Raw genomic sequence first — 25,942 nt, forward strand, 5'->3', positions numbered from 1 at the left:
GCCCGGTAAGCGTTAGCGCCACCGGGCATTTTTTTGTTAGTACAGCAACGCGTACAGCTGACGACGATACTTCGACGCCAGCGCGTCTCCGGTGCCCAGCGCGGCCAGAATTTCCTGGAACATCTTACGCGCCTGACCGTCTGCGGCTGCCAGGTCTTTTTGCAGGTGGCTGAACAGCAGCTCCAGCGCCTCTTCGTTACGCCCGACCTGGTGCAGCTGCAGCGCCAGCTGGCTTGCCAGCGCGGCATCGGCCGGGTTGTCGGCAACCTGCTGCTGCAGCTGCTGAATTTCCGGGGTGTCCGCGGCCTGTTTCAGCAGCTCAATTTGTGCGACCAGACCCTGATAGCGGGTGTCCTGATCCTGGAGCGGAACCGTCTTGAGAACGGCTTCCGCGTCTTCTGAACGGTGCAGGGCGATCTGCGTTTCCGCCAGCAGCAGGCCGATCTGGCTATTCTGATTCGACAGCTGCCACGCCTCTTTGAGCAGCGGCAGCGCCTCGTCGTATTTACCTTCCTGCATCAGCGCCATGCCTTCCTGCGCTTTCAGCTCTTCTTCGCGCGGCAGCACTTTATCCAGCAGGGCGCGAATCGCCTCTTCCGGCTGCGGCCCCTGGAAACCGTCAACGGGCTGGCCGTTCTGGAACAGATAGACGGTTGGGATGGCGCGCAGACCAAACTGAGACGCCACCATCGGCTCGGCGTCACAGTCCAGTTTGGCGAGGATGAACTGACCGTTGTACTGGGCGGCAAGGCTTTCCAGCACCGGCGTCAGCTGCAGGCAGTGTTGGCTACGTTCAGACCAGAAGTAGAACAGGACCGGTTTGGTCATCGACTGTTCAAGGGTCTGTTGCAGGTTAGCTTCTGTAATATTGACGATATTCTGTACGGACATGCGGCTTTCTCTTTTGTCGGTTTGTTCTTTACATGGGGATGAGCGTCGTCGCTTCAACTCAACCGTGCAAAATTTTGTCCATCACCCGGCCCGGCAGCAGGCGCTTTAACCAGCCTACGGCGTGGGTGACCAGCGTTACCGGATAGCGCATTTTGGGATGTTCGCTCTCAAAAGCATGGCGCACTTTGGCCACCACCGCCTCTGGCCCGAGGGTAAAACGTGCGGCAATGCCGGGGTTCTCGACCGGTTTATCCGCCTGGGTCTGGTTCACGTTTTCGGTAAAGCGGGTACGGATCGGGCCGGGTTCAATCAGGCTGACCTTGATGCCGCTGTGGCGCAGCTCCATGCGCAGGGCGTCGGACCAGGCCTCCAGCGCATATTTGCTGGCGGCGTAGGCGCCGCGGCCGGGGGTGGAAATCAGCCCCATCACTGACGATGTCATCACGATGCGCCCTTCACCGTGCGGCAGCATCGCGGGGAGCAGACGCATGGTGAGCTGATGCACGCCGAAGAAGTTGGTCGAAAACTGTTTCTCCAGCGTTTCGCGGGAGAGCGTATCCAGCGGACCATACACGCCGTAGCCGGCATTGTTAAAGAGCCCGTACAGACGATTGTCGGTCAGCGCGATCACTTCATCGGCGGCGCGTTCAACGCTCTCCGGCGAGTCCATATCCAGCAGCACGCCGGTAAAGCCCAGCCCATTCATGCGTTCGACATCGTCGGGTTTGCGACAGGCCGCCAGCACCCGAAACCCCTGGCGCTTCAGTTCGAGCGCGCTTTCCAGGCCGATTCCACTGGAACATCCTGTAATTAAGACCGATTTTTGCATAACTTTACCTGTCAGGATCTCCGCTTAATCAGGAGTCATGTTTAACTAAAGGAGCCAGCCGCGTTGCCATCCAGTCGGCAATAAACGGCTGAGCATCGCGATTGGGGTGGATCCCGTCGTCTTGCATCCACTGGGGTTTGAGATACACCTCTTCCATGAAAAATGGCAGCAGCGGAATATCAAACTCTTTGGCAAGCTTAGGGTAGATCGCGCTAAAGGCTTCATTATACCGACGACCGTAGTTGGCGGGCAGGCGAATTTGCATCAGCAGCGGCTGGGCGTTTGCCGCCTTAATGTCCTGTAAAATGGTGCGCAGCGTTTGCTCGGTTTGCTGAGGCTGAAAACCGCGCAATCCATCGTTACCGCCAAGCTCCACCAGCACCCAGCGAGGCTGATGCTGTTTGAGCAGCGCAGGCAGGCGCGACAGGCCCTGCTGCGAGGTATCGCCGCTGATGCTGGCGTTGATTACCGACGTCTTGCTCTGCCATTTGTCGTTGAGCAGCGCGGGCCAGGCCGCGCTGGCCGCCATGCGATAGCCTGCGCTCAGGCTGTCGCCGAGAACCAGTAACGTGTCCGCTGCCGCCGCGCGGAAGGTCATCAGAATCAAAAACAGGAAGGGCAAATGCCAGCGGAAAACAGTGTTGAAGTTCATCATCTTAAGAAGTCCGTCGGTCAGGGGGAACACGAGCTTTCCATCCTTACTGGAGTTGAACTCGTTGTCAAACGCGCTGAAACCATCGCGCTGATTGGCGAATCCGGCTCCGGTAAGTCCACGCTGCTGGCGATTTTGGCCGGTCTGGACGACGGCAGCAGCGGCGAGGTCCATCTTGTCGGGCAACCGCTGCATCAGCTTGATGAAGAGGCGCGGGCCGCGCTGCGCGCGCGTCACGTTGGTTTTGTCTTCCAGTCTTTCATGCTGATCCCGACCCTGAACGCGCTTGAAAACGTCGAACTCCCGGCGCTGCTTCGCGGTGAAAACAGCCGTGAAAGCCGGGCGCACGCGAAGGCGCTGCTGGAGCAGCTCGGTCTGGGCAAGCGTCTCGACCACCTTCCCGCACAGCTTTCCGGCGGTGAGCAGCAGCGCGTGGCGCTGGCGCGGGCGTTTAACGGTCGTCCCGAAGTCCTGTTTGCCGATGAGCCCACCGGTAACCTTGACCGTAAAACCGGCGACAAAATTGCCGACCTGCTGTTTTCGCTCAACCGCGAGCACGGCACCACGCTGATCCTCGTGACCCACGATCCTCAGCTCGCCGCCCGCTGCGACCGTCGCCTGCGGCTGGTGAACGGTATTCTTCAGGAGGAGGCATGATTACCCGCTGGTTCTGGCGCGAGTGGCGCTCGCCCTCGCTGCTGATTGTCTGGCTGGCGCTAAGCCTGGCGGTGGCCTGCGTGCTGGCGCTCGGCAGCGTCAGCGACCGCATGGAAAAAGGGCTCAGCCAGCAGAGCCGGGAGTTTATGGCGGGGGACCGGGCGCTGCAAAGCTCCCGCCCGGTGCCGTCGGGCTGGATTGCAGAGGCGCGTAAAGAAGGGCTGAAGGTGGGGGAGCAGATAAGCTTCCAGACCATGACCTTTGCGGGCGACACGCCGCAGCTCGCCAGCGTTAAAGCCGTCGATGATATCTACCCGATGTACGGCGAACTGCAGACCAGCCCGCCCGGGCTGAAGCCCAAGCCCGGCACGGTGCTGCTGGCATCACGTCTGATGGCGCTTCTGAACCTGAAACCCGGCGACAGTATCGACGTCGGTGACGCCACGCTGAAAATCGCCGGGGAAGTGGTGCAGGAGCCCGATTCCGGCTTTAACCCCTTCCAGCTTGCGCCGCGCCTGCTGATGAACACCGCGGATGTTGCGGCAACCCATGCTGTTCAGCCGGGCAGCCGCGTCACCTGGCGCTATAAGTTTGGCGGCACGCCTGCCCAGCTTGACGCGTACGAAAAATGGCTTCTGCCGCAGCTCAAACCAGAGCACCGCTGGTACGGGCTGGAGCAGGACGAAGGGGCGCTCGGTAAATCTCTTGAGCGTTCTCAGCAGTTCCTGCTGCTTTCGGCACTGTTGACCCTGCTGCTGGCGGTGGCGGCGGTTGCCGTGGCGATGGGGCATTACTGCCGCAGCCGCTACGACCTGGTGGCAATCCTCAAAACCCTGGGGGCGGGCAGGGCGCAGCTGCGCAAGCTGATTGTCGGCCAGTGGCTGATGCTGCTGATTCTGTCCGCGCTGACCGGCGGAATAATGGGGCTGCTGTTTGAAAAACTGCTGATGGTGATGCTGAAACCGGTGCTCCCGGCCGCCTTGCCGCCGGCCAGCCTCTGGCCGTGGCTGTGGGCGATGGGCGCAATGACGGTGATTTCGCTGCTGGTGGGGCTACGCCCCTATCGACTGCTGCTCGCGACGCAGCCGCTGCGCGTGCTTCGCAACGATGTGGTGGCGAACGTCTGGCCGCTGAAGTTCTACCTTCCGGTGATTATTGCCGTGGCGGTGGGGCTGCTGGCGTGGCTGATGGGGGGCAGCACGCTGCTGTGGGCGGTACTGGCCGGGGCGGTTGTGCTGGCGCTGCTGTGCGGCGTGCTGGGCTGGATACTGCTCAACGTCCTGAAGCGGCTCACGGTGAAATCGCTGCCCGTGCGCCTGGCGGTCAACCGCCTGCTGCATCAGCCGTGGTCAACGCTCAGCCAGCTGTCGGCGTTTTCGCTGTCGTTTATGCTGCTGGCGCTGCTGTTAGTGCTGCGCGGCGATCTGCTGGATCGCTGGCAGCAGCAGCTTCCCCCGGAAAGCCCGAACTATTTCCTGATCAACATTGCCCCTGAGCAGGTCACGCCGCTGAAGGGCTTCCTGTCGGAGCATCACATTATCCCTGAGTCGTTCTATCCCATCGTGCGCGCGCGTCTGACGCAGATCAACGGTCAGCCAACGGAGGGGAATAAGGACGAGTCGCTGAACCGCGAGCTGAACCTGACCTGGCAGGAGAAACGCCCTGACCACAACCCGATAACCGCCGGCACCTGGCCGCCGAAAGCGGGGGAAGTCTCGATGGAAGAGGGGCTGGCGACGCGCCTGAATGTAAAGCTAGGGGACAGCGTGACCTTTACCGGCGATACCCAGGATTTTACCGCGAAAGTCACCAGCCTGCGTAAAGTGGACTGGGAAAGCCTGCGGCCCAACTTCTTCTTTATCTTCCCGCCGGGCGCGCTGGACGGGCAGCCGCAGAGCTGGCTGACCAGCTTCCGCTGGGAAAACGGCAACGGCATGCTGACCCAGCTCAACCGGGAGTTTCCAACGGTCAGCCTGCTGGATATCGGGGCGATCCTGAAGCAGGTAGGGCAGGTGCTGGAGCAGGTGAGCCGCGCGCTGGAGGTCATGGTGGTGCTGGTGACGATCTGCGGCGTGCTGTTGCTGCTGGCTCAGGTACAGGTGGGCATGCGCCAGCGCCATCAGGAGCTGGTGGTCTACCGTACGCTGGGTGCCGGAAAGCGGCTGCTGCGGATGACGCTCTGGAGCGAGTTTGCGCTGCTGGGGCTGGTGGCGGGTCTGGTAGCGGCCATTGGCGCGGAAACGGCGCTGGCGGTGCTGCAGACAAAGGTCTTTGACTTCCCGTGGGAGCCTGACTGGCGTCTCTGGTTGATCCTGCCTCTCAGCGGCGCGGTGCTGCTTTCTCTTTGCGGAGGCTGGCTCGGCACGCGGCTGTTAAAGGGGAAAGCTCTGTTCCGTCAGTTTGCGAGTTGATTTAGCACGGTGATAGTTGCGCGCCGGGTTTTAATGCCGGTGCGCAGCGTTTAAATAGCACAAAGTGATAATGTCAGCTCATTTAGTAGCACAAAACATTAAAAACCCGACCCCACAGCCCGATTATTTCCAGTTAATATTCACCCGCTAAATATTTAGCAGCGTGTCTATTAAGGAAAAATAATGACTATAAAAAAATCAGCGCTGGCGGCAACGATCGGCGCGGCAGTGGCATTGACTACCTTCGCTTCTCAGGCGGAAATCACCGTTCTTAAGCAGGATCCTCAGGCGGGTAACCCGCTGAGCCGCCTGAACTTTACCGTTGGCGGCAGTATTCGTCCTCAGTTCCAGAACATGACCGGCGACGATGGTAAAAACAGCTACAAGCGTAACGGCTTTGACGGCGGCACCCGTTTCCGTTTCGCGGCTGATTACTATCTGTTTGATGACATCAGCTGGATCAGCTACTACGAGCTGGGTGTCAATATTCCCGCGCAGTTTAACTGGGATCACCACTACGCCGACGGCGCACACGACACCACGCGTCGTATGCTCTATACCGGTCTGAAGAGCGACACCTGGGGTACGCTGACCTTCGGTCAACAGAACAGCGTTTACTATGATGTGGTGGGCGCGAAAACCGATATCTGGGACTACGACATGATCGGCCAGGCTCCGGGTAACGGGATCAACGGCGATTACGACGGATCTTACCGTTCACGCCAGATGCTGAAATATAAGAAAACCGTGGGTGATGCCGACATTTATGCATCCTACCTGTTTGAAGACAGCGAATACCTGCCGGGCAACGGCCTGCGCTACAAGCGTAAAGGCGGCGGCTCGCTGGGTCTGGATTACCACCTGACCACCGACCTGACCTGGGGCGCGGCGTGGAACTACACCCGCGCGGACATGCGTAACCCGGACAACGGCGACAGCAAAACCTACGACCAGAACATCCTCGGTACCGCGCTGAGCTGGACGCCGGACAACTGGACCTTCTCCGCAGGCGGCGGCTGGTATCAGAACTTCCTGACCACCAAAAAAGTGTCTGTTAACGACTACTTCGCCGGTGATGCATGGGGTATTGAATACTTTGCGGGCTACAAGTTCCCAATCGGTCAGTACGCGGTCAAATCCATCCAGCCTTACTTCATGGGTGACCGTATTGAGTACGTGAACGGCCGTAACTACCAGCGCATCGACAACGGCGTGGGTATCAGCTTCCAGCTGGATTACGGCTTCCGCGTGGATTACGAACACGTGTTCACCTCCAGCACCGACAATCTGGGCGACATGAACCTGGTGCGTCTGCGTTACGACTTCTAAGTCGTTTTGTAGGGTGCGGCATGATGCCCTCACCCTGACCCTCTCCCACGGGGAGAGGGAACAAACATTAAAAACGGCAACCCTGGTTGCCGTTTTGCTTTTACCTCGCCATCCGACTTTATTTTAGCGATCAAGCCACTCAGCAATCTCTTCGTACGTCCCGCGATAGACAATCTTCTCCGCTTTTTTCTCCAGCTGATAGCCGTACATCGGGTCGTAATAGTCCTTCAGCAGCGGCGCAAGCCAGCTGAAGTGCGCGTCCGTGCTGCCAGAGCGTTGCTGTTCCAGCAGCGCGGAATCTAACAGCGCGGTGAATTCTGCATACCGCTGCAGCCCCAGACGGCGGCGAATGGCGAACAGGCCGTGGTGCAGGTACTCGCTGTACTCCCTCCAGCCTGCTTCCTCGCCGTAGGCGGCAGAAAAGTCCGCCCACATGTGATCGAAATACTCTTCGCGCAGGCGCTCAAGACGGACGTCAAACGGGTCTTCGACGACAACGATAGGGGCTTCAACCATGCGGTCGCGCAGGCACTCCGGCAGATGGTTGGAGCCAATCATCCGGCCTTCATCTTCCAGCACCCAGCGCGCGGCGTCTTTTTTCAGGAGCTCAGCCGCAAGGTGGTTTTCAAAGCTGGCCTGGGAAAGCTGCGGCGTGAGCGTGCGGCCAAACGACGAACCGCGATGGTGCGCCAGCCCTTCCAGATCGATGCCCTGCGCGTGCTGCTTCACCAGCAGGGTTTTACCGTTTCCGGTGCAGCCGCCAATAAGCACCATCGGCTTTTGTGACTGCTCGATGGTCACCTGAATCGCCGTCTGACGCAGGGCTTTGTAGCCGCCGCGGATCAGCGGGTAGTCGACGCCCGCCTCTTTCAGCCAGGCCTGCGAGATATGCGAGCGCTGGCCGCCGCGCGCGCAGCAGAGAAAGCCCTCAGGATGGGCAAGGCTGGCTTCGCGCCAGGCGCTGATGCGGGCCTCACGCGTCTCGCCGCTTACCAGCTGATGGCCGAGCGCCAGCGCGGCCTCGGGACCCTGGCGTTTATAGCAGGTGCCGACGGCGGCGCGCTCGTCGTCGTTCATTAAAGGCAGGTTGATCGCCGCAGGCATCGCGCCCTGGGCAAATTCGATCGGCGCGCGAACGTCGATTAAAGGGATATCAGACGCGAGGATCGCGCGATAGTCCGTTCCATCGTTCATGGTTATTCCAGAAGAAAGCTAAGCAGCAATGGGCGGGAATTGTACGCCGGGGAAAGAGGAGGTCAACTCCCCGGCGGAGGGAGAACTATTTAAGCTTTGATTGTGCCCAGACAATACCGCTCGCATATTCCGGTGGCAGGAGAGGAACGATCGCTTCCAGCGTGGCGCTCAGGCGGCCCGTGTCGGTATCGTTCAGGTTCAGGTGACCGACCTTACGACCCGCGCGGACCTCTTTGTCATACCAGTGCAGATGCACCAGCGGCAGCTTCAGCCAGTCGTAGTTCAGATCGGTGCCGATCAGGTTGATCATCACCGACGGGCTATTCACCACCGGCTGCGGCAGCGGCAGGTCGGCGATCGCGCGCAGGTGCAGCTCGAACTGGCTGATGGACGCGCCGTTTTGCGTCCAGTGCCCGCTGTTGTGCACGCGCGGCGCAAGCTCGTTGATCAGCAGACCGGACGGGGTGATAAAGCACTCCATCGCCATGACGCCCACATACCCGAGTTCGTGCATGATGGCAGAGAGCATATCTTCCGCCTGCGCCTGCTGGTCAGCATTGGCGTGCGGGAAGGCGACGCTGGTGCGCAGAATGCCGTCCTGATGCAGGTTATGCGTCAGCGGATAAAAGACGGTATGCCCGTCGTGCCCGCGGGCGCCAACCAGCGACACTTCACCGCTGAAGTTGATGCCCTGCTCAACGATGCACTCGCCGTAGCAGTCGTCCGGCAGTTCTGCCGTTTCATCTGCACGCAGGCGCCACTGGCCGCGGCCGTCGTAACCGCCCACGCGGCGCTTCACGATTGCCAACTCGCCCAGCATCGCGAAAACGTCATTCCACTCGCTTTTATCGGACAGGAGCTGCCACGGCGCGGTCGGCAGACCGAGCTTGTCGAACAGCTGCTTTTGCGTCAGACGGTCGGCGATGATCGGGAATACATCGCGGTTAACGAAGGCGTTATGACGCGCCAGCTCGCGGGTCAGAGCCGTTTCCGGCCAGCGTTCGATCTCGGCGGTGATCACGCTCTGGTGGAACGGTACGGCTTCCGGTTCGGCGTCCAGCCCGACGGGCCAGACGGCAATACCCAGCGGCTCACCGGCCTGACGCAGCATGCGGCCTAGCTGGCCGTTACCGAGGACGCAAACCTGCTTCATGCCGCACCCCGCGGGTCCGGATTGTCCAGCACCTCGTCGGTCTGGGCTTTACGCCACTCCGCCAGACGCTGGTGTAATGCTTTATCGTGCGTCGCAAGAATTTGCGCCGCCAGCAGGGCGGCATTGGCAGCACCCGCTTTACCAATCGCCAGCGTGCCGACAGGAATACCGCGCGGCATCTGGACGATGGAGTAGAGGCTATCCACACCGCTTAACGCGGCGCTTTGGACCGGAACGCCCAGTACCGGCACCAGGGTTTTGGCGGCAATCATGCCTGGCAGATGTGCTGCGCCGCCCGCACCGGCAACGATCACCTCATAACCGTTCTCTTCGGCGCTTTCGGCGAAGCTGAACAGTTTGTCCGGTGTACGGTGCGCGGAGACCACTTCAACGTGGTGCGGAACATTCAGGATTTCAAAGATTTCGGCGGCGAACTGCATGGTAGCCCAGTCGCTTTTGGACCCCATCACGATGGCGACACGCGCCGGATTATTGCGGGAAGACATGCGTCTTAAAACTCCTGTGGTGCGAAACACACTGCTTTCGAGGGCACAGAGAATAGCATGTTATACGGGCAAGGAAAACGGTTGCGCGGTTAAAAGGTGAGCAGTTATGGCGAGAAAGCGATAACAAAAAAGACCGCACGATGGCGGTCTTTTGTGTGATGTTACTGAAGATCCCCTGCGGACAGGTTCTCGTTGTCGAACGCGCGGCTGACATCGATATGATTTACCATGCTGGTGTCGGCATTCGAGCCTGATTTTGGCACGGAGAAGCGATTCTCCGCGGCCTGTGCGCCAGTGGACACCACGACTGCCAGCAGCAGGGTACTTACGATGCTGATGTTTTTCATTCTCTGTTCCTTCCTCATCGTATTGTCGCTGTCGCACGTCGTAGCTGGCGGCACGGCAATCAGGGTTTTTATTTAGTCAGTTCTGCGGTCATGTACACGCGGTTGTTGACCTTCGCGCTCGTGATTTTATAAGAGGCATTCTGCTCGGCGGCCTGCGCGGCAATTTTCGCTTCTGCGCGGTCAAGGGTAGAGGCGGTTGCGCTCACGCTTTGAGCGAAAGAACCGAAAGAAACCAGGGAAAGAGCGGCAACTGCAACGAAAGTTTTGATGGATTTCATGGTCGTATTCCTTAAGTATTTTATCTGGGATAGGGCGTGTTGCCCTGATGTGATAAATAATAAGCCGACCACGGGCTGATTAAAATCGAAACAATTTGCCGATATTGTTCAAAAAAATAGTATGATAGTGTGAGGGGTTAGAACGGAAACGCGATCAGCTCCACGCCCTCTGGCGTGACTTTGACCATGGAGCCTTCGGTGTGCCAGGCACCCAACACCACGCGATGGGCCGCTTCGCCGTTGGCGAAAAGGGAATGGACGTCCGGACGGTGCGTATGACCGTGGATCAACCACTGAACGCCATGCTTTTCCATCACGCTCACCACGGCCTGCGGGTTCACGTCCATGATGGTCATGGATTTGCTGCTGTTGGCGGCTTTACTGCCCGCGCGCATTCTGGCGGCGATGCGGTTGCGGATAAACAGCGGCAGCGCAAGGAACCCCTTTTGGATCCACGGGGTGTGGACTTTGGCGCGAAACGCCAGGTAGCCAGTATCGTCGGTGCAGAGCGTGTCGCCGTGCATGATCAGGACCCTGCGGCCATAGAGATCGAGCACCTGCTCTTCCGGCAGCAGCGTCATGCCGCTTTCGCGGGCGTAGCGCTTGCCGATCAGGAAATCACGGTTGCCGTGAATGAAGTAGCAGGGAACGCCGGAATCCACGAGCGCGTGAATGGCGGCTGCCATTTCACGGTGCAGCGGGTTAGGGTCGTCGTCGCCAATCCAGGCTTCAAAGAGGTCGCCCAGGATGTACAGCGCATCGGCGCTTTTCGCTTCACCGCGTAAAAAACGCAGAAAACCGGCGGTTATCGCCGGTTCTTCTGTTTGCAGATGCAGATCCGCAATAAAGAGTGTCGCCACGAATTACTCGCTGACGGTCACGCTTGTAATCACAACGTCTTCTTTAGGAACGTCCTGGTGCATACCGCTGCGGCCAGTAGCGACGGCTTTGATCTTGTCAACTACGTCCATACCTTCAACCACTTCTGCGAATACGCAGTAGCCCCAACCCTGCAGGCTTTCGCCGGAGAAGTTCAGGAAGTCGTTGTCGGCCACGTTGATGAAGAACTGCGCGGTGGCAGAGTGTGGAGCCTGAGTACGGGCCATTGCCAGCGTACCGCGGGTGTTTTTCAGACCGTTGTTCGCTTCGTTTTTGATCGCTTCTTTGGTCTCTTTCTGGTTCATGCCAGGTTCAAAACCGCCGCCCTGGATCATAAAGCCGTTGATCACGCGGTGGAAAATGGTGTTGTTGTAGAAACCTTCGCGGCAGTAGTCCAGGAAGTTTTTAACTGTTTCAGGCGCTTTGTCATCAAAGGTTTTGATTACGATATCGCCATGATTAGTGTGGAAAGTAACCATTTTTGCATCCTGTTCCGTTATTGTGGTACGTCGACCCGCGTTCGGGTCATCTATAGGGGCTTGTTATAGCATAACCACAGGATGCGATCACCTTGCATTGTGTGCTGCTTCGGGTTTGAATTACGGGTAGAATAGCCGGTTTTCAACCACACACGTGTTTACATGGAATCTTCGATGTTAAAAATCTTTAATACAATGACGCGCCAGAAAGAGGAATTTAAACCTATCCATGCCGGGGAAGTCGGCATGTACGTGTGTGGTATTACGGTTTACGATCTCTGTCACATTGGCCATGGCCGTACCTTTGTCGCTTTTGACGTGGTGTCACGCTACCTGCGTTTTCTGGGCTATACCCTGAAATACGTGCGTAACATCACCGACATCGACGACAAAATCATCAAGCGCGCTAATGAAAACGGCGAAAGCTTCGTTGCGCTGGTCGATCGCATGATCGTCGAAATGCACAAAGATTTCGACGCCCTGAATATTCAGCGCCCGGACAGCGAGCCGCGCGCGACCCACCATATTCACGAAATCATCGAGATCACCGAAAAGCTGATCGCACGCGGCCACGCGTACGTTGCGGACAACGGTGACGTGATGTTCTCCGTGCCGACGGACCCAACCTACGGTTCGCTTTCCCGTCAGGATCTGGACCAGCTTCAGGCCGGCGCGCGCGTTGACGTGGTTGACGTGAAGCGTAACCCGATGGACTTCGTGCTGTGGAAAATGTCCAAAGAGGGCGAGCCAAGCTGGCCATCACCGTGGGGCGAAGGCCGCCCGGGCTGGCACATTGAATGTTCCGCGATGAACTGCAAGCAGCTGGGCAAGCACTTCGACATTCACGGCGGCGGTTCGGATCTGATGTTCCCGCACCATGAAAATGAAATCGCGCAGTCCACCTGCGCCCACGGCGGCGAGTACGTTAACTACTGGATGCACTCCGGGATGGTAATGGTTGACCGCGAGAAGATGTCTAAATCGCTGGGTAACTTCTTCACCGTGCGCGACGTGCTGAAATATTACGACGCGGAAACCGTGCGCTACTTCCTGATGTCCGGCCACTATCGCAGCCAGCTGAACTACAGCGAAGAGAACCTGAAACAGGCGCGCTCGGCGCTGGAGCGCCTGTATACCGCGCTGCGCGGTACCGACAGGTCTGTTCCTGCTGCAGGCGGCGAAGCTTTTGAAGCCCGCTTTGTTGAGGTGATGAACGACGACTTCAACACCCCGGAAGCGTACTCAGTGCTGTTCGACATGGCGCGCGAAGTGAACCGCCTGAAGTCAGAAGATATGGCCGCGGCGAATGCGCTGGCATCCCATCTGCGTAAGCTCTCCTCCGTGCTCGGCCTGCTGGAGCAGGATCCGGACGCGTTCCTGCAGAGCGGTGCGCAGGCGGACGACGGTGAAGTGGCGGAAATTGAAGCGTTGATCAAAGCGCGTCTGGAAGCGCGTCAGGCAAAAGACTGGGCGGCGGCAGATGCGGCGCGCAACCGTCTGACCGAGATGGGCATCATTCTGGAAGATGGCCCGCAGGGAACGACCTGGCGTCGTAAGTAATTTTCCCCTCACCCTAACCCTCTCCCGCAGGGAGAGGGAATTGTTAGGTTTTCTCCCTCTCCCCGCTGGAGAGGGAATTATTAGGTTTTCTCCCTCTCCCCGTGGGAGAGGGCCGGGGTGAGGGCATCAGCGCGCACGTTTCCTCCACCACAGCAACCCCATCAGCACGACTCCCGGCAGCCACACCCACAGCAGCTCCGACACGATCACCTTATGTCCGTAAGGCGTGGTATAGCGCGACAGCGCAAACGGCGCGACCTTAATGACCTGCCACGGCGCAAAGAAGCGTTCATCTGACCACGGCCACAGCCAGCCGACGCCTTTCCCGCCCGTGGTAATCGAATCCAGCAGGCTGTGCGACAGCAAAGACACGGTTAAAAACAGCCAGCACCGCGTCAGGCTGGCCCGGAACCATCGTCGGCCGATCAGCACGCAGAGTATCGGCACCACAAAGGCGAACAGCAGGGAGTGGGTAAAGCCGCGATGGCCGAAAACATTGCCGTACGCGACGCCGAACTTGAACGCCAGCACGTCGGCATCCGGCAGCATGGCGAGGACAATCCCGGCAAACAGCAGGCGGGGAGGAATCACTTTGGTCCCCAGGCCTAAGCCCAGACAAAGCGGAACAGCAGCGTGTGTAATAACGGTAGGCATTGCGATTATCCATGGCAAATCATGGAAATATAGCAGCAATCCCGCACCGGCAGATCCGCGTCAAATTCTTATTTTTACGCCGACTCGCGTGCGATAAGCTGCCCGGAAAGCGTAATGCGCTGGGTTTGCAGCGTCGGCTCCTTCAGCGTACGAATAATCAGCCCGGCAGCCTGACGCCCGGTCTCTTCGCTGGCGGACGACACGTAGGTGAATGACGGCGAGGTGAGGTTAACGTGGAGCATATCTTCGAAACCGACCAGCGCGACCTGCTGCGTCAGAAACACATCTTTACCCACCGTTCGTCCCACCTGATGAATACCGGAGATGGAGCCGATCATGGCATCCGGCGAGTGGCAGAGGAGGGCGGTGATGGTGTTGTTTTTTTCCAGCAGCTGGCGGGTGGCGAAACCCGCAGCCAGGGTGTCATCGCTGCAGGCCGGAGAGTATTCATCGCGCCAGACCAGCCCGTTCTGCGTCATCGCGCTGCGAAAACCGAGCAGGCGCTGCTCGCGGATAAGGCAGCCTTCACGACCGCCTATGTAGGCGATATTGCGATGGCCGCGCTCGATAAGATAACGCACCGCCAGATTTGCCGCCTGGCGGTTATCGCGCATCACCAGATTGCATTTTTCATCCAGCAGCGACTGAGAGACCACCACCAGCGGCAGCGGGCAGCGGCGAATCTGCTCCGGCAGGGTAGACGTGCGGGTATCGGAGGCCAGATAGATAACCCCGGCGACGCCCTGCTGCTTAAACGACAGCAGGCAGCGCTCAAGATGGTCATGGTCGTTCTGGGGCTGGCCGAGAAAAACCATATACCCCTGTTTTTCAAGATCCTGGACGATGCTCGCCATCACCTTGATGGAGAAACTGTCGCTAAAGTCACGGAGGATCAGGCCAATCAGATTGGACGTATTGGCGCGTAGATTGGCAGCGGCAACGTTATGAACATAGCCCAGCGTATTGATGGCAGCATTGACCTTCTCGATCGTTGCCTCTGAGATTTTCCCTTTCTGGCGCAAAACCAGCGAGACGGTTGAGACCGACACGCCCGCGTGCTTTGCGACATCAATAATGCTGACTTTCTTCAAAACCGCTCCCTGAAATTCACCGATTATCAGTCAGATACGACAATGCGTCTCCCAGACTACAGGAGACGCGTCGTTCAGGCATCTTATTATTTGCCGATCATGGTGGACATGGTCTGGGCGATAAACTGTGCTCTGGCACCGAAAATCACCTGAATACCGTTGTCGCCGACGAAGACCACGCCGCGCGCGCCGAGTCCGTTCAGGCCGTCCTTATCGACCACCTCGCTTTTTGCCACTTCCAGGCGAAGGCGGGTGATACACGAGCCGACGGAGTCGATGTTATGCGCCCCGCCCAGCAGGGTAATGATCTCGGTCGCGAGTTCTGAATCAGACTTATCATCCGCGTTGGCGGTCACTTCAGTGCGGCCCGGCGTTTTCACGTCGAAACGACGGATCACAAAGCGGAACGTGAAGTAATAAATCAGGCCCATTGGAATGCCGATGATAATCGCATTCAGGAAGTTGGTCTTGTAGCCGTTAAAGGACGGCAGGATCCCGAATGACAGATAGTCGATAAAGCCCGCCGAGAACGACTTGGCGATATGCGCATGCAGCAGATACATGGTCATGTAGGCCAGGCCCGCCATGATGGCGTTAAAGACGTACAGGATCGGCGCCACGAAGATAAAGGTAAACTCGACCGGTTCGGTGATCCCCGTCAGGAAGCAGGTCAGCGCCGCGGAGAACAGAATACCGGCCGCAATTTTCTTATTCTTCGTATGGGCTTCGTGATACATCGCCAGGCACGCGGCGGGCAGCGCGAACAACATCAGCGGGAATTCGCCCTGCATGAATTTACCGGCATTCTGGTAGGTGTCGCTGCTGAAGGATTTCACTCCTTCTTCCAGCATCTTGAACCAGATGGTCTGGTCGCCGTGGATCACCTGTCCTGCCTGGGTGGTGTAATCCCCGAACGAATACCAGAAGGACGGATACCAGATGTGGTGCAGGCCGAGCGGGATTAGCGCGCGCTCTACCAGACCGAAGATAAAGGTCGACGCCGCCTGATTATCGCCGTTCACCACCACGGAGAGCGCGTCGATACCGGCCTGGATATGCTGCCACACGTACGGCAGCAGCAGCCCCATCAGGAACGACAGAAACGCCGTTGCAATGGCCACGAAGCGCTTGCCGGAGAAAAAGCCCAGGAACTCCGGCAGCTGCATGGTGTGGAAGCGGTTATAGCACCAGGCCGCGAGAATACCGCAGATCAGGCCGCCGAAGACGCCCATCTGCAGCGTCGGGATGCCGACCACCATGGCGTATTTCCCGCCCTGGGAGGCCATTTCCGGCGTGATGCTCAGCACGGTGCTGATGGTGATATTCGTGACAAACACCGACACCGCCGCAGACAGCGCGGCGATGCCGGATTCTGACGCCAGACCCACGGCGGAGCCAATGGCAAACAGCATCGGCAGGTTATCAAAGATAACCCCGCCCGCGTTCATCATCAGCGGCAGATGGAACTTATCGCCGAAGGCCAGCAGCAGGCCCGCAGCGGGAAGCAGTGAAATTGGCAGCATTAAGGCGCGACCAATCATCGATAACTTAGACAGCGATTTAACAAACCCTGATATCAGACTCATGCTGATTTCCCCCGAGTAGCGCTTTTTTGGCGCTGTTATTGTAAGTAGAACGTTTTAGTAGAACGTTCTACTTATCGTGGGCAAAGAGTGAAAAACGCGCAACAGAATTTTCATGTTTCAACAGATGAAATAGTGATTATTTGAAGTTGATCGATAAATAACCGCGATGGGCGTGAGGGGATTTAATATCCCCTCTCCGGGTGGGAGAGGGTTGGGGTGAGGGCATAAAACGGCTCAGGCCGTAACGGTTACGCTCTGTCCTTCAAAGCTCACGGTCTGACCCGCGACAATCTTGCAGCGCTTGCGCGTTTCTACCACGCCGTCGACTAAAACCCGCCCGTCGGCGATAACGATTTTCGCCTGCGCGCCGCTTTCGCTCCAGCCTTCCAGCTTCAGCAGATCGCACAGCTCAACGTGCGGGTGTTTACCTAATGAAAAAGTCGCCATCTTACGCGTCCTCTATGTCGTGATATTCTTCGCACGCCTGCAGCGTGTTCTGAATCAGCGTTGCTACGGTCATCGGGCCTACGCCGCCCGGTACTGGGGTAATGTAAGACGCGCGAGCCGCGGCGTCTTCGTACACTACGTCGCCGACCACTTTGCCGTTTTCCAGACGGTTAATCCCAACGTCCACGACAATCGCACCCTCTTTAATCCACTCGCCCGGAATAAAGCCCGGCTTGCCGACCGCGACGATCAGCAGATCGGCGTTCTCGACGTGGTGACGCAGGTTTTTGGTGAAGCGGTGGGTCACGGTGGTGGTGCAGCCCGCCAGCAGCAGCTCCATGCTCATCGGGCGACCCACGATGTTGGACGCACCGATAACTACGGCGTTCAGACCGTAGGTGTCGATGTTATAACGCTCCAGCAGCGTCACAATGCCGCGCGGCGTGCACGGGCGCAGACGCGGCGCACGCTGGCACAGGCGGCCAACGTTGTACGGGTGGAAACCGTCCACGTCTTTATCCGGCGCGATACGCTCCAGCACCTTCACGTTGTCGATGCCTGCAGGCAGCGGCAGCTGAACCAGAATACCGTCGATCTCTTTATCGGCATTCAGGGTGTCAATAAGTTCCAGCAGTTCTGCTTCGCTGGTGGTTTCCGGCAAATCGTAAGAGCGGGAGACGAAGCCGACCTCTTCACACGCTTTGCGCTTGCTGCCGACATAAATTTGCGATGCCGGGTTGCTGCCAACCAGCACAACGGCCAGCCCGGGGGCGCGTTTTCCGGCAGCTTTACGCGCCTTCACTTTTTCCGCGACCTCAGAGCGCACCTGCTGCGCAATCGTTTTACCGTCAATAATCTTTGCTGCCATCAGAGAGAAGATTCCGTCTGTAACGTTTGAAAGGGGGGATGGCGTGTATTTTGTCAGAAGCGAGCGTCGCTGTCAGTCACCCTTTACGCGTTTTTATCAGTGAGACGCAAAAACCCTTCTTAGGGGATGGTCAATTTCTTAGGCGGTATTAGGATGTGACCTGGCGAAATGGCAGCGTTTTGACATATTTAAAAAACGCGTCCTGAGCTACTTTGTCTCCTCCGAAATAAGCTTTCAATTAATCAATTGAACGTATTTCTTATTCCCGATTATTCGCGGGAAGGGTTATTTACATTTTAAAGGAATAGACATGAAACTCAGCAACATTGCTTCTACTGTTATTGCTACTTTGGCCCTGGTTGCAGGTGCCGCAAATGCAGCAGATCCTGCTGCGCCGGTTTCCGTTAATGGCGGTACCGTACATTTTAAAGGTGAGCTGGTTAATGCGGCTTGTTCAGTAAATACTGATTCTTCCGAGCAGACCGTTAATCTGGGCCAGTATCGTACCGCGAAATTTACCAAAGTGGGCGACACCACCTCTAATATTCCATTCAACATTGAACTGAATGATTGCGATCCGCTGGTTGCCAAAACTGCAGCTGTTGCGTTCACCGGTCAGATCGACCCAACCGACAAAACCCTGCTGGCCGTGACCTCCGGTAACAACGACAACACCGCGAAAGGCGTGGGTATCGAGATCCTCGACAGCAAATCCAGCGTTCTGACCCCAGACGGCGCGACCTTCTCTGCTGCGCAGACGCTGATCGAAGGGACCAACACCCTGAAGTTCACCGCACGTTACAAATCAACGGCTGCCACCACTGAGCCAGGCCAGGCGAACGCTGACGCCACCTTCGTAATGAAATACGAGTAATTCCTCCGCACAGGGATGTTCAGGCCTCAGGGACGAGGCCCGTCATACGCAAATGCCAGGAACGAAGGATGACAAGGACTGGAACACTACTGCTGTTAACCCTTGCGATGGCTTGTCCGGCATCGGCGCATACTGTGGTGATCGAAGGTGGCAAGGTTCATCTCCGGGGCGAACTGGTGAACGGCGGCTGCGCCGTGGCGCCCGACAGCCAGAATATGCGCATCGACATGGGGCAGTACCGAACCAATTCATTTTCCGGTGTGGGCAGTTTTTCCACGGTTAACGTGCCTTTCACCGTGCGGCTGCTGGACTGCAGCGTTGATGTTTCACGCACCGTGGGGATCCAGTTTCAGGGCGTGACGCCCGCAGAAGATCCGCAGGTCTTTCTGGCGACCTCGCGGCCGGGTGAAACGCCCGTCAGCAGCGGCGTGGGGCTGGCACTTTTTGACGAACAGCAGCGTCAGATTATCCCAAACGCCACGGCCGTCAGCTGGCTGCCGATCGATACCCGCGAGCTCGCGTTCCATTTTAGCGCCCGCTATCGGGCTATTTCCGAACACCTCGAGCCAGGCAAAATTCAGTCGGATGTCTGGTTTACGTTGATTTATCCATAACACCTGCGAACACATTATTAAAGGTACGGTTGTGATGAATACCCTAATTAAACCAGGACTTTTTTTATCGTTTATTTTGATGATGGTTTCTGCCTGCGCAAATGCTTCCGGCGGTATTGCGCTGGGGGCCACGCGCGTTATTTATCCCGCAGAGGCGAAGCAAACGTCGCTGGCGATCACCAACAGCAACAAACAGGAACGCTATTTAATTAACGCGTGGATCGAAAATGCGAGCGGGCAAAAAGAAAAAACCTTTGCCGTCACTCCGCCCCTGTTTGTCAGCGAGCCGAACAGTGAAAACACGCTGCGTATTATTTACGCCGGGCCAGCGCTGCCAGCCGATCGTGAATCGCTCTTTTACATGAACGTGAAGGCGATCCCGTCGGTGAACAAAGCGAAAACGGAAAACAATAACGTGCTGCAGCTGGCGATCCTCTCACGCATCAAGCTGTTTGTGCGCCCGAACAACCTGGCGATGCAGCCGGAAGAGGCGCTTTCCCAGCTGCGGTTTGAGCGCGCGGGCAGCCATCTCAAAGTCAGCAACGCTTCCCCGTATTACATCACACTCGTCAATCTGAAGCTGGGCGGGCAGACGCTGGAAAACCTGATGGTTGCGCCGAAAAGCTCGGCACAGCAGGTGCTGCCAGCCGGTGCCAGCGGCACGCTTTCATGGCAGAGCGTGAATGACTACGGTGCCATCACCCCGGCGCGTAGCGTTAACCTGTGAGCAGAGTCAGGGCGATGAAAAACCACCAGAGACGTTACTGCCCGGTTGCACTGGCGCTGATGGCTGCGCTCTGGCCGCAGGCTGGCTGGAGCGAAAGTTATTTCAACCCGGCCTTCTTGTCCGACGACACCGCCAGCGTGGCGGATTTGTCGCGTTTTGAACAAGGACACCAGCAGGCACCCGGCGTTTATCGCGTGGATATCTGGCGTAACGATGAGTTTATCGGTACCCAGGACGTGCGTTTTGAGCAGGCCGAGAACACGCCGCCTGTGGCGGGCGGTTTGTCGGCGTGCATTACGCGCGCGATGCTCGATCGCTTTGGTGTCAACGTCGCGGCGTTTCCCGAGCTGGCTAAGGTGCAGGGCGACACCTGCGTTCCGTTGACCACGGCCATACCCGGCAGCGAAACGGTATTCAACTTTGCCTCCCAGCGTCTGGACGTCAGCCTGCCGCAGGTGGCGTTGCAAAACAGCGCCCGGGGCTACATTCCGCCTGAACAGTGGGATGAAGGTATTCCTGCCGCGCTGGTGAACTACAGCTTCACCGGTAACCGGGGAAGCGAAGACGACAGCTATTATCTGAACCTGCAGAGCGGGTTGAACTATGGCGCCTGGCGTTTACGTAACAACGGCGCATGGCGGTACACGCAGAATAACGGGCAGCGGCACAGCGAGTGGCAGAATATTGGCACCTGGGCGCAGCGCACCGTCATCCCGCTCAAAAGCGAACTGGTGCTGGGCGACAGCAATACCGGGAATGACGTCTTCGACAGCATGGGTTTTCGCGGCGGGCGGCTCTTCTCGTCTGACAGCATGTACCCGGACAGCCTGCAGGGCTACGCGCCGACCGTGCGCGGGATCGCCCGTACGCCTGCCAAAGTGGTGGTTCGCCAGAACGGCTACGTTATCTATCAAAGCTATGTGCAGCCGGGCGCATTTGCGATTACCGATCTTAACCCGACCTCCTCAAGCGGTGACCTGGAAGTCACGGTCGAAGAGAAAGACGGCACCCAGCAGCGCTATATCGTGCCGTACTCCACCGTGCCGCTCCTGCAGCGTGAAGGTCGCTGGAAGTACGACCTCGTCGCGGGGGACTACCGCAGCGGGAACAGCGATCAGGATACGCCGTTCTTCACCCAGGGCACCCTGATTACCGGTCTTGCCAACGGTTACACGCTCTACGGCGGGACGCAGCTGGCGTCACGCTATACCGCGGTGGCCGTCGGGGCCGGGAAAAACCTGGGCGACTGGGGCGCGGTCTCGCTCGATATCACCCACGCCCGCAGCCAGCTCGCGGACGACAGCAAGCATGAAGGCCAGTCTCTGCGCTTCCTCTACGCGAAATCCCTTAACGGCTTCGGCACCAACTTCCAGCTGCTGGGCTACCGCTACTCCACAAAAGGGTTTTACACCCTCGACGATGTCGCCTGGCGTTCAATGGAGGGCTATCAGTATGCCGATAGCCAGAACGATAACGATGTGCCGGACGTGCAGAGCTATCACAACCTGACGTGGAATAAAAAAGGCCGCTTCCAGCTCAACGTTTCTCAGTCTCTCGGGGACTACGGCTCGGTCTATATCTCCGGCAGCGAGCAGACCTACTGGGGAACAGACGAGACGAACCTCTGGTACCAGCTGGGCTACGCGGGCGGCGTGAAGGGGATCAACTACTCCGTCTCGTGGTCGTGGAACAAATCCGTGGGGATAGACGGTACCGATCGGATCGCGTCGTTTAACGTCTCCGTGCCGTTCAGCCTCTTTACCCGCCAGGGCTATCGCCGGGACAGCGCGATTGATCGCGCCTACGCTACGGCATCCGCCAGTCGAAACAGCGATGGCGACACAAGCTGGCAAACCGGCGTCAGCGGAACGCTGCTGGAGGACCGCAACCTGAACTACAGCGTGACTCAGGGACACGCCAGCACCAACGGCTCAAGCGGAAGCGCCAGCGCCAACTGGCAGGCGACCTACGGCACGCTGGGCGTGGGCTACAACTATTCCCGCGATCAGCACGATCTCAACTGGCAGCTCTCCGGCGGGGTGGTCGGCCACGCCGACGGCGTGACCTTCAGCCAGCCGCTGGGCGACACCAACGTGCTGATCAAAGCGCCGGGGGCATCGGGCGTCAGTATTGAAAACCAGACCGGCGTGAAAACCGACTGGCGAGGCTACGCGGTGATGCCGTATGCCACCGTCTATCGTTACAACCGCGTGGCGCTGGATACCAACACCATGAGCAACAACACCGATATCGAAAACAACGTGAGCAGCGTGGTGCCGACCAAAGGCGCGCTGGTACGCGCCAGCTTTGATACCCGCATTGGTGTGCGCGCCCTGCTGACGGTAACGCGCGGCAACCAGCCGGTGCCGTTCGGCGCGGTGGTACGCGAAACCAAAAGCGGCGTGACCAGCATGGTGGGGGATGACGGGCAAATTTACCTGAGTGGGCTGCCGCTGGAGGGTGAACTGCTGATCCAGTGGGGCGACGGGGCGCAGTCCCAGTGTCGCGCACCTTACAGCTTGTCTGAACAGAGCCTGCAACAGGCAATCACACTTAAGGGGATCGGCTGTGATTAAAACTCAACTCTTTGCCTTGTCGCTGCTGGCGTTACTGCCTGCGACAAATGCGTTAGCGACCGTGTGCGTCAATGAAAACGGCGTGCCGACGGAAGTACATTACGACCTGACGGATAAATTCAACAGCTCGAATAACCAGATTGGGCAGGTCGTGACGCTCAGCGAGAAATCGCAGTGGGTAGGGGTGAATGCCGTCTGCCCGAAGGGCACGACCGGGAATACCACCAAGCGCAGCTATGTGACCGATTATCCGGTAACGGGAACGAGCGATGGCTATCAATATCTGAAGCTTAACGACTATCTGGACGGGGCGATGAAAATTACGGACAGCTTTGCTGGCGTATTTTATCCGCCAAAAAGCTATATCCAGATGGGGAGCCATCCTAACGTCTCCAAAAACAAACCGTTTGGTGTTCAGGACTCCAGCCTGGTCTTCCGTCTTAAGGTGACCCGGCGTTTTATCAACATGGTGGTGATCCCGCGTGCCACCATGTTCCGCGTTTACGTCACCACTACCTCTTCCGATCCGCTCACCACGCCGGTCTATACCATTAGCTACAGCGGAACCATTCAGGTGCCGCAAAGCTGCGCCATCAATGCCGGTAACGTGGTGGAGTTTGATTTTGGCGACATCGGCGCCTCCTTGTTCAGCAAGGCGGGCGTGGGTAACAAGCCGGAGGGCGTCTCATCGCAAAGCAAAACCATCGCCATTAAATGCACCAACGTGGAGGCGAACGCCATGCTGACGATGCGCGTCGAGGCGGAAAAAGTCTCTGATAATGTGCTGGTGTCGGATAACCCGGATGTGGGGTTCATCATCGCCAACGAGAGCGGGGCGCCGCTGACGCCCAACAACCTGACAAGCAAAATTCCGTTCCGCCTCGACGACAGCGCGCAGGCGCAGGTGGGGATTCGGGTCTGGCCGGTGAGCGTGACGGGCAATAAGCCAGCGGAAGGGCGCTTCACCTCGCGCGGGTATTTGCGCGTGGATTACGACTAAGGAGCCGATATGCGAAACGGGATCCGTTTAATCACCGTAGCGCTCTTTGCGCTTTGCACCCAGGCTCAGGCGGACACCGCGTTGGGCGAAATTAACATTCGGCTCTACGGCAATATCGTCGATTTTACCTGCGTTGCCGAGGGCAGCGACAGCGACAAGGCCGTCCCGCTGGGCACATGGCCCACGAAACAGCTCAGCACCACCGGGAGCCGCACGCAGCCTATGCCGTTTACGCTGAAGCTGACCGGCTGCCCGCCGGGCGCGGCGTCCATTACGTTTTCGGGTAAAGCTGACGGGAGCAATAGCGGCCTGCTGGCGCTGAATGACGCCAGTACTGCAAGCCATGTCGCCGTTGAGATCAGGGATGCGGATAAAACGCGCCTGGCGCTTCAGCAGGCCAGCCAGCCGGTTTCGGTTGACGCACAGGGAAATGCGACGCTGTCGTTTTATGCCAATTATATTGCCACTGCCGATAACCCTCAGCCCGGACGGGCTGATGCGGATGCCACCTTCATGATTAATTATAATTAGCACTGACCGCACTCCCTGCAGCTCAGATAAACTGCAGGGAGTGAATTCAGGTTATAGCAGCTCGTGGGCTTTGGCGTAATCAATTAATTCCACGATGCTTTGCACACCCAGCTTGGAATAAATATTGGATTTATGCGCGCTAATGGTCTTGTTGCTTAATAGTAGCTGTTCAGCTATTTCCTTGTTGGATAATCCATTCGCCAGATACCGTAATACCGTGACCTCGCGATTCGATAATGGCATATCTACTGCCATCCCTTTCCCGGAACCCAAATGGTTTATAAAGTTCAACGTCTCCGACGGGAAAAAGGAATAGCCCATCAGAATCATTTCTACGGCGTTGTAGATCTCACCCAAATCTTTTCGTTTACTGACGAAGCCATTTGCCCCGGCGCGAATGGCGCGACCTGCGTAAAACAACTCTGATTTAGACGAGAGGAACAGAACCTTAATGTTTTTGTTTAAGTTCCTGATTCTCTTTAGTAAAGAGAAGGCATCCGTGCCCGTGAGTTCAATGTCAAGGATCACCAGATCGATAGGGTGATTGCGGATACAGTCAAGGACTTCATGGCTATCGCCAGACTTGAGCTTGACTGCGATATTCTTATTTTTCTGTAGCAGGACTTCTATCGACATTCTGACGATAGGATGTTCGTCCATAATGATAACGGATGCCGGTTTCATTTTTAATGCCTCAGATTGTTAAAAGCGTTATACAGAGTTTGGTAAAACTCTCGAAATGCCGGAAGGATATAATGTGCAGATCCCTGTACCGTAGTATTTCCCTGGGAAGAGCGAAAGCATCCTTGTTTACGTAATGAAAAGAACTATGCCTCAGCGCGGTCATCTCATTAGGCTGGTGTTGGCAAAAAGGTTTTTCTTATTCAGATTTGATACGCATCTTATTATACAGGGTAAGTTTTTTCCGAAAACCCTGTAAATTAATGTGAGGGTATTGGTTTGTATTATCTTCTGGATATGAATCGCTATTTTTTTAAAAATAGCGGAAATATCCTGTTATCCCATTTACCGCATATTTTCATCTTTATGTAATAACAAAAAATAACAGATATCGCTGTATGTTGATCAATTGTTAACAAAAATATGCCTCTTTGAAAGGGACGAACCCGCAAACGTGAGGTTAAAAATTGCCCTCGCAGGCCGACTGACCTTCATCTGAAAGTGCTTACACCGATCCGGATAACGGCTTCTGGTGCACAGGAGAACATGCTGCCCGCTTCGCTTTTTACTCCTGGCAGTTGTCGCTAAGCTGCTTGTTTTTACATCATTATCATCTTGTTAACGCCTTCTGCATTCGCTTAACGGATGGAGGAAAGTGCTGCCGTTCCGCTAATTTGTGGCATTTCACAAGGTTCGCGCCCATAAATTAGGAATAGTTATAAATTCGATTTTATTGTTAAAAATTAACATTTTCGCAACGCGAGTGGTAAGTAAATTCTTAAACCGCTTTAGGAAATAAGGGGTTAGGTGGTGAGTGAAAACGTGCAGTCTGAGAGGTTATTAAGAAGATGGAGCAATTCCTGGCGATGGCTTAGCCCCAGCTTTAAGAGGATGCAGCTGAGACGATAGATAATGCGGCTATAGGGGCGATTCTGCATAAGGGCAATTTGACGCAATGTCTTGCCCCGGGAAAGCTCCTGCAGGATGGGCCATTCGTTGCGCGAGAACCAGTCTTTCTCGGTACCCAGCGGAGGTAGGGTATCCAACAGGCTGTGCTGGAGCGCAGCGGCGCTCAGCTGACGTTCGAGCACATGAAAGGGACCCGCCGCTTTGCAGAAGAGGCGGGGG

The 25,942-nt window shown here is 57.2% G+C and carries 26 protein-coding genes and 1 pseudogene; 10 read left to right on the forward strand and 17 right to left on the reverse strand.

The features are described 5' to 3' along the window. Positions 1 to 36: 36 nt before the first annotated feature. The 3 genes from DEO48_RS08545 to tesA are packed head-to-tail and all read right to left on the reverse strand — an operon-like array spanning position 37 to position 2,372. Entirely contained in the window at positions 37 to 891 is an 855-nt protein-coding gene (locus DEO48_RS08545; RefSeq protein ID WP_023310624.1) for a co-chaperone YbbN, read from the reverse strand. 58 nt (positions 892 to 949) lie between these two features. Then, on the reverse strand, positions 950 to 1,720 hold the full coding sequence (locus DEO48_RS08550; RefSeq protein WP_048991462.1) for an SDR family oxidoreductase: 771 nt from the start codon (positions 1,718 to 1,720) through the stop codon (positions 950 to 952). A 28-nt stretch (positions 1,721 to 1,748) separates the two neighbouring features. After that, entirely contained in the window at positions 1,749 to 2,372 is a 624-nt protein-coding gene (gene tesA, locus DEO48_RS08555) for a multifunctional acyl-CoA thioesterase I/protease I/lysophospholipase L1 (protein ID WP_032661743.1), read from the reverse strand. Here tesA and ybbA point away from each other — a divergent pair. From ybbA to DEO48_RS08570, 3 genes are all read left to right on the forward strand, one after another. Further along, positions 2,343 to 3,029, forward strand: coding sequence for a putative ABC transporter ATP-binding protein YbbA (gene ybbA / locus DEO48_RS08560; protein ID WP_047650473.1), 687 nt, complete (start codon positions 2,343 to 2,345; stop codon positions 3,027 to 3,029). The genes tesA and ybbA overlap by 30 nt on opposite strands. Next, entirely contained in the window at positions 3,026 to 5,440 is a 2,415-nt protein-coding gene (gene ybbP, locus DEO48_RS08565; RefSeq protein ID WP_109844903.1) for a putative ABC transporter permease subunit YbbP, read from the forward strand. The genes ybbA and ybbP overlap by 4 nt, the downstream gene beginning before the upstream one ends. Positions 5,441 to 5,623: 183 nt before the next feature. Further along, entirely contained in the window at positions 5,624 to 6,769 is a 1,146-nt protein-coding gene (locus DEO48_RS08570; RefSeq protein ID WP_023310628.1) for a porin, read from the forward strand. A gap of 123 nt (positions 6,770 to 6,892) precedes the next feature. Here the strand turns inward: DEO48_RS08570 and mnmH are convergent, their stop codons facing one another. The 7 genes from mnmH to ppiB all read right to left on the reverse strand — a co-directional run bounded on the left by mnmH (position 6,893) and on the right by ppiB (position 11,605). Further along, entirely contained in the window at positions 6,893 to 7,963 is a 1,071-nt protein-coding gene (mnmH, locus tag DEO48_RS08575; protein ID WP_109844904.1) for a tRNA 2-selenouridine(34) synthase MnmH, read from the reverse strand. Between the two features lie 85 nt (positions 7,964 to 8,048). After that, a complete protein-coding gene (purK, locus tag DEO48_RS08580; RefSeq protein WP_109844905.1) occupies positions 8,049 to 9,116 on the reverse strand; it encodes a 5-(carboxyamino)imidazole ribonucleotide synthase in 1,068 nt (355 codons plus the stop codon). Beyond that, complete coding sequence (gene purE, locus DEO48_RS08585; RefSeq protein ID WP_023310631.1) at positions 9,113 to 9,622, reverse strand: 5-(carboxyamino)imidazole ribonucleotide mutase; 510 nt, start codon at positions 9,620 to 9,622, stop codon at positions 9,113 to 9,115. The genes purK and purE overlap by 4 nt, the downstream gene beginning before the upstream one ends. A gap of 161 nt (positions 9,623 to 9,783) precedes the next feature. Then, on the reverse strand, positions 9,784 to 9,969 hold the full coding sequence (locus DEO48_RS08595) for a hypothetical protein (protein WP_029741050.1): 186 nt from the start codon (positions 9,967 to 9,969) through the stop codon (positions 9,784 to 9,786). A 68-nt stretch (positions 9,970 to 10,037) separates the two neighbouring features. Then, on the reverse strand, positions 10,038 to 10,247 hold the full coding sequence (locus tag DEO48_RS08600; RefSeq protein WP_023310633.1) for a YdgH/BhsA/McbA-like domain containing protein: 210 nt from the start codon (positions 10,245 to 10,247) through the stop codon (positions 10,038 to 10,040). A gap of 137 nt (positions 10,248 to 10,384) precedes the next feature. After that, the gene (lpxH, locus tag DEO48_RS08605) at positions 10,385 to 11,107 is read right to left on the reverse strand and encodes a UDP-2,3-diacylglucosamine diphosphatase (RefSeq protein WP_109844906.1); all 723 of its coding nucleotides are present in this window, start codon (positions 11,105 to 11,107) and stop codon (positions 10,385 to 10,387) included. Between the two features lie 3 nt (positions 11,108 to 11,110). Continuing rightward, positions 11,111 to 11,605, reverse strand: coding sequence for a peptidylprolyl isomerase B (ppiB, locus tag DEO48_RS08610; protein ID WP_023310635.1), 495 nt, complete (start codon positions 11,603 to 11,605; stop codon positions 11,111 to 11,113). 174 nt (positions 11,606 to 11,779) lie between these two features. Here ppiB and cysS point away from each other — a divergent pair, with 174 nt between their 5' ends. Next, positions 11,780 to 13,165 (forward strand): cysteine--tRNA ligase, encoded by a 1,386-nt coding sequence (cysS, locus tag DEO48_RS08615; RefSeq protein ID WP_029741052.1) that lies wholly within the window; start codon positions 11,780 to 11,782, stop codon positions 13,163 to 13,165. Between the two features lie 126 nt (positions 13,166 to 13,291). On the opposite strand, the gene DEO48_RS08620 is transcribed toward cysS, so the two are convergent. The 5 genes from DEO48_RS08620 to folD form a co-directional block, all read right to left on the reverse strand. Next, positions 13,292 to 13,819: a metal-dependent hydrolase gene (locus tag DEO48_RS08620; protein ID WP_109844907.1), complete on the reverse strand. Its 528-nt coding sequence runs from the start codon at positions 13,817 to 13,819 to the stop codon at positions 13,292 to 13,294. Between the two features lie 74 nt (positions 13,820 to 13,893). Then, the gene (malI, locus tag DEO48_RS08625) at positions 13,894 to 14,910 is read right to left on the reverse strand and encodes a Mal regulon transcriptional regulator MalI (RefSeq protein ID WP_023310638.1); all 1,017 of its coding nucleotides are present in this window, start codon (positions 14,908 to 14,910) and stop codon (positions 13,894 to 13,896) included. An 86-nt stretch (positions 14,911 to 14,996) separates the two neighbouring features. Then, the gene (locus DEO48_RS08630; protein ID WP_045400775.1) at positions 14,997 to 16,496 is read right to left on the reverse strand and encodes a PTS transporter subunit EIIC; all 1,500 of its coding nucleotides are present in this window, start codon (positions 16,494 to 16,496) and stop codon (positions 14,997 to 14,999) included. A gap of 234 nt (positions 16,497 to 16,730) precedes the next feature. After that, positions 16,731 to 16,943: a ribosome-associated protein YbcJ gene (gene ybcJ / locus DEO48_RS08635; protein WP_045356450.1), complete on the reverse strand. Its 213-nt coding sequence runs from the start codon at positions 16,941 to 16,943 to the stop codon at positions 16,731 to 16,733. Between the two features lies 1 nt (position 16,944). Continuing rightward, positions 16,945 to 17,811, reverse strand: coding sequence for a bifunctional methylenetetrahydrofolate dehydrogenase/methenyltetrahydrofolate cyclohydrolase FolD (gene folD, locus DEO48_RS08640; protein WP_109844908.1), 867 nt, complete (start codon positions 17,809 to 17,811; stop codon positions 16,945 to 16,947). Between the two features lie 310 nt (positions 17,812 to 18,121). Here folD and fimA point away from each other — a divergent pair, with 310 nt between their 5' ends. The 6 genes from fimA (at position 18,122) to sfmF (ending at position 24,133) form a co-directional block, all read left to right on the forward strand. Next, entirely contained in the window at positions 18,122 to 18,685 is a 564-nt protein-coding gene (gene fimA / locus DEO48_RS08645; protein WP_023310641.1) for a type 1 fimbrial major subunit FimA, read from the forward strand. A 68-nt stretch (positions 18,686 to 18,753) separates the two neighbouring features. Then, complete coding sequence (fimI, locus tag DEO48_RS08650) at positions 18,754 to 19,299, forward strand: type 1 fimbrial protein subunit FimI (protein ID WP_023310642.1); 546 nt, start codon at positions 18,754 to 18,756, stop codon at positions 19,297 to 19,299. Between the two features lie 34 nt (positions 19,300 to 19,333). Further along, positions 19,334 to 20,026, forward strand: coding sequence for a type 1 fimbria chaperone FimC (gene fimC, locus DEO48_RS08655; protein WP_109844909.1), 693 nt, complete (start codon positions 19,334 to 19,336; stop codon positions 20,024 to 20,026). Positions 20,027 to 20,040: 14 nt separating this feature from the next. Continuing rightward, the gene (locus DEO48_RS08660; RefSeq protein ID WP_109844910.1) at positions 20,041 to 22,602 is read left to right on the forward strand and encodes a fimbrial biogenesis usher protein; all 2,562 of its coding nucleotides are present in this window, start codon (positions 20,041 to 20,043) and stop codon (positions 22,600 to 22,602) included. Beyond that, a complete protein-coding gene (gene fimH, locus DEO48_RS08665; RefSeq protein WP_032661430.1) occupies positions 22,595 to 23,602 on the forward strand; it encodes a type 1 fimbria D-mannose specific adhesin FimH in 1,008 nt (335 codons plus the stop codon). The genes DEO48_RS08660 and fimH overlap by 8 nt, the downstream gene beginning before the upstream one ends. A 9-nt stretch (positions 23,603 to 23,611) precedes the next feature. Then, complete coding sequence (gene sfmF / locus DEO48_RS08670) at positions 23,612 to 24,133, forward strand: fimbria assembly protein (RefSeq protein WP_109844911.1); 522 nt, start codon at positions 23,612 to 23,614, stop codon at positions 24,131 to 24,133. 51 nt (positions 24,134 to 24,184) lie between these two features. On the opposite strand, the gene fimZ is transcribed toward sfmF, so the two are convergent. Then, on the reverse strand, positions 24,185 to 24,817 hold the full coding sequence (gene fimZ, locus DEO48_RS08675) for a fimbria biosynthesis transcriptional regulator FimZ (protein WP_023310647.1): 633 nt from the start codon (positions 24,815 to 24,817) through the stop codon (positions 24,185 to 24,187). An 800-nt stretch (positions 24,818 to 25,617) separates the two neighbouring features. After that, positions 25,618 to 25,942 (reverse strand): annotated as a pseudogene (locus DEO48_RS08685) (DNA-binding response regulator); the annotation flags it as partial.

The sequence above is a fragment of the Enterobacter sp. CGMCC 5087 genome, assembly GCF_003144775.1.
Lineage (GTDB): Bacteria > Pseudomonadota > Gammaproteobacteria > Enterobacterales > Enterobacteriaceae > Enterobacter > Enterobacter cloacae_M.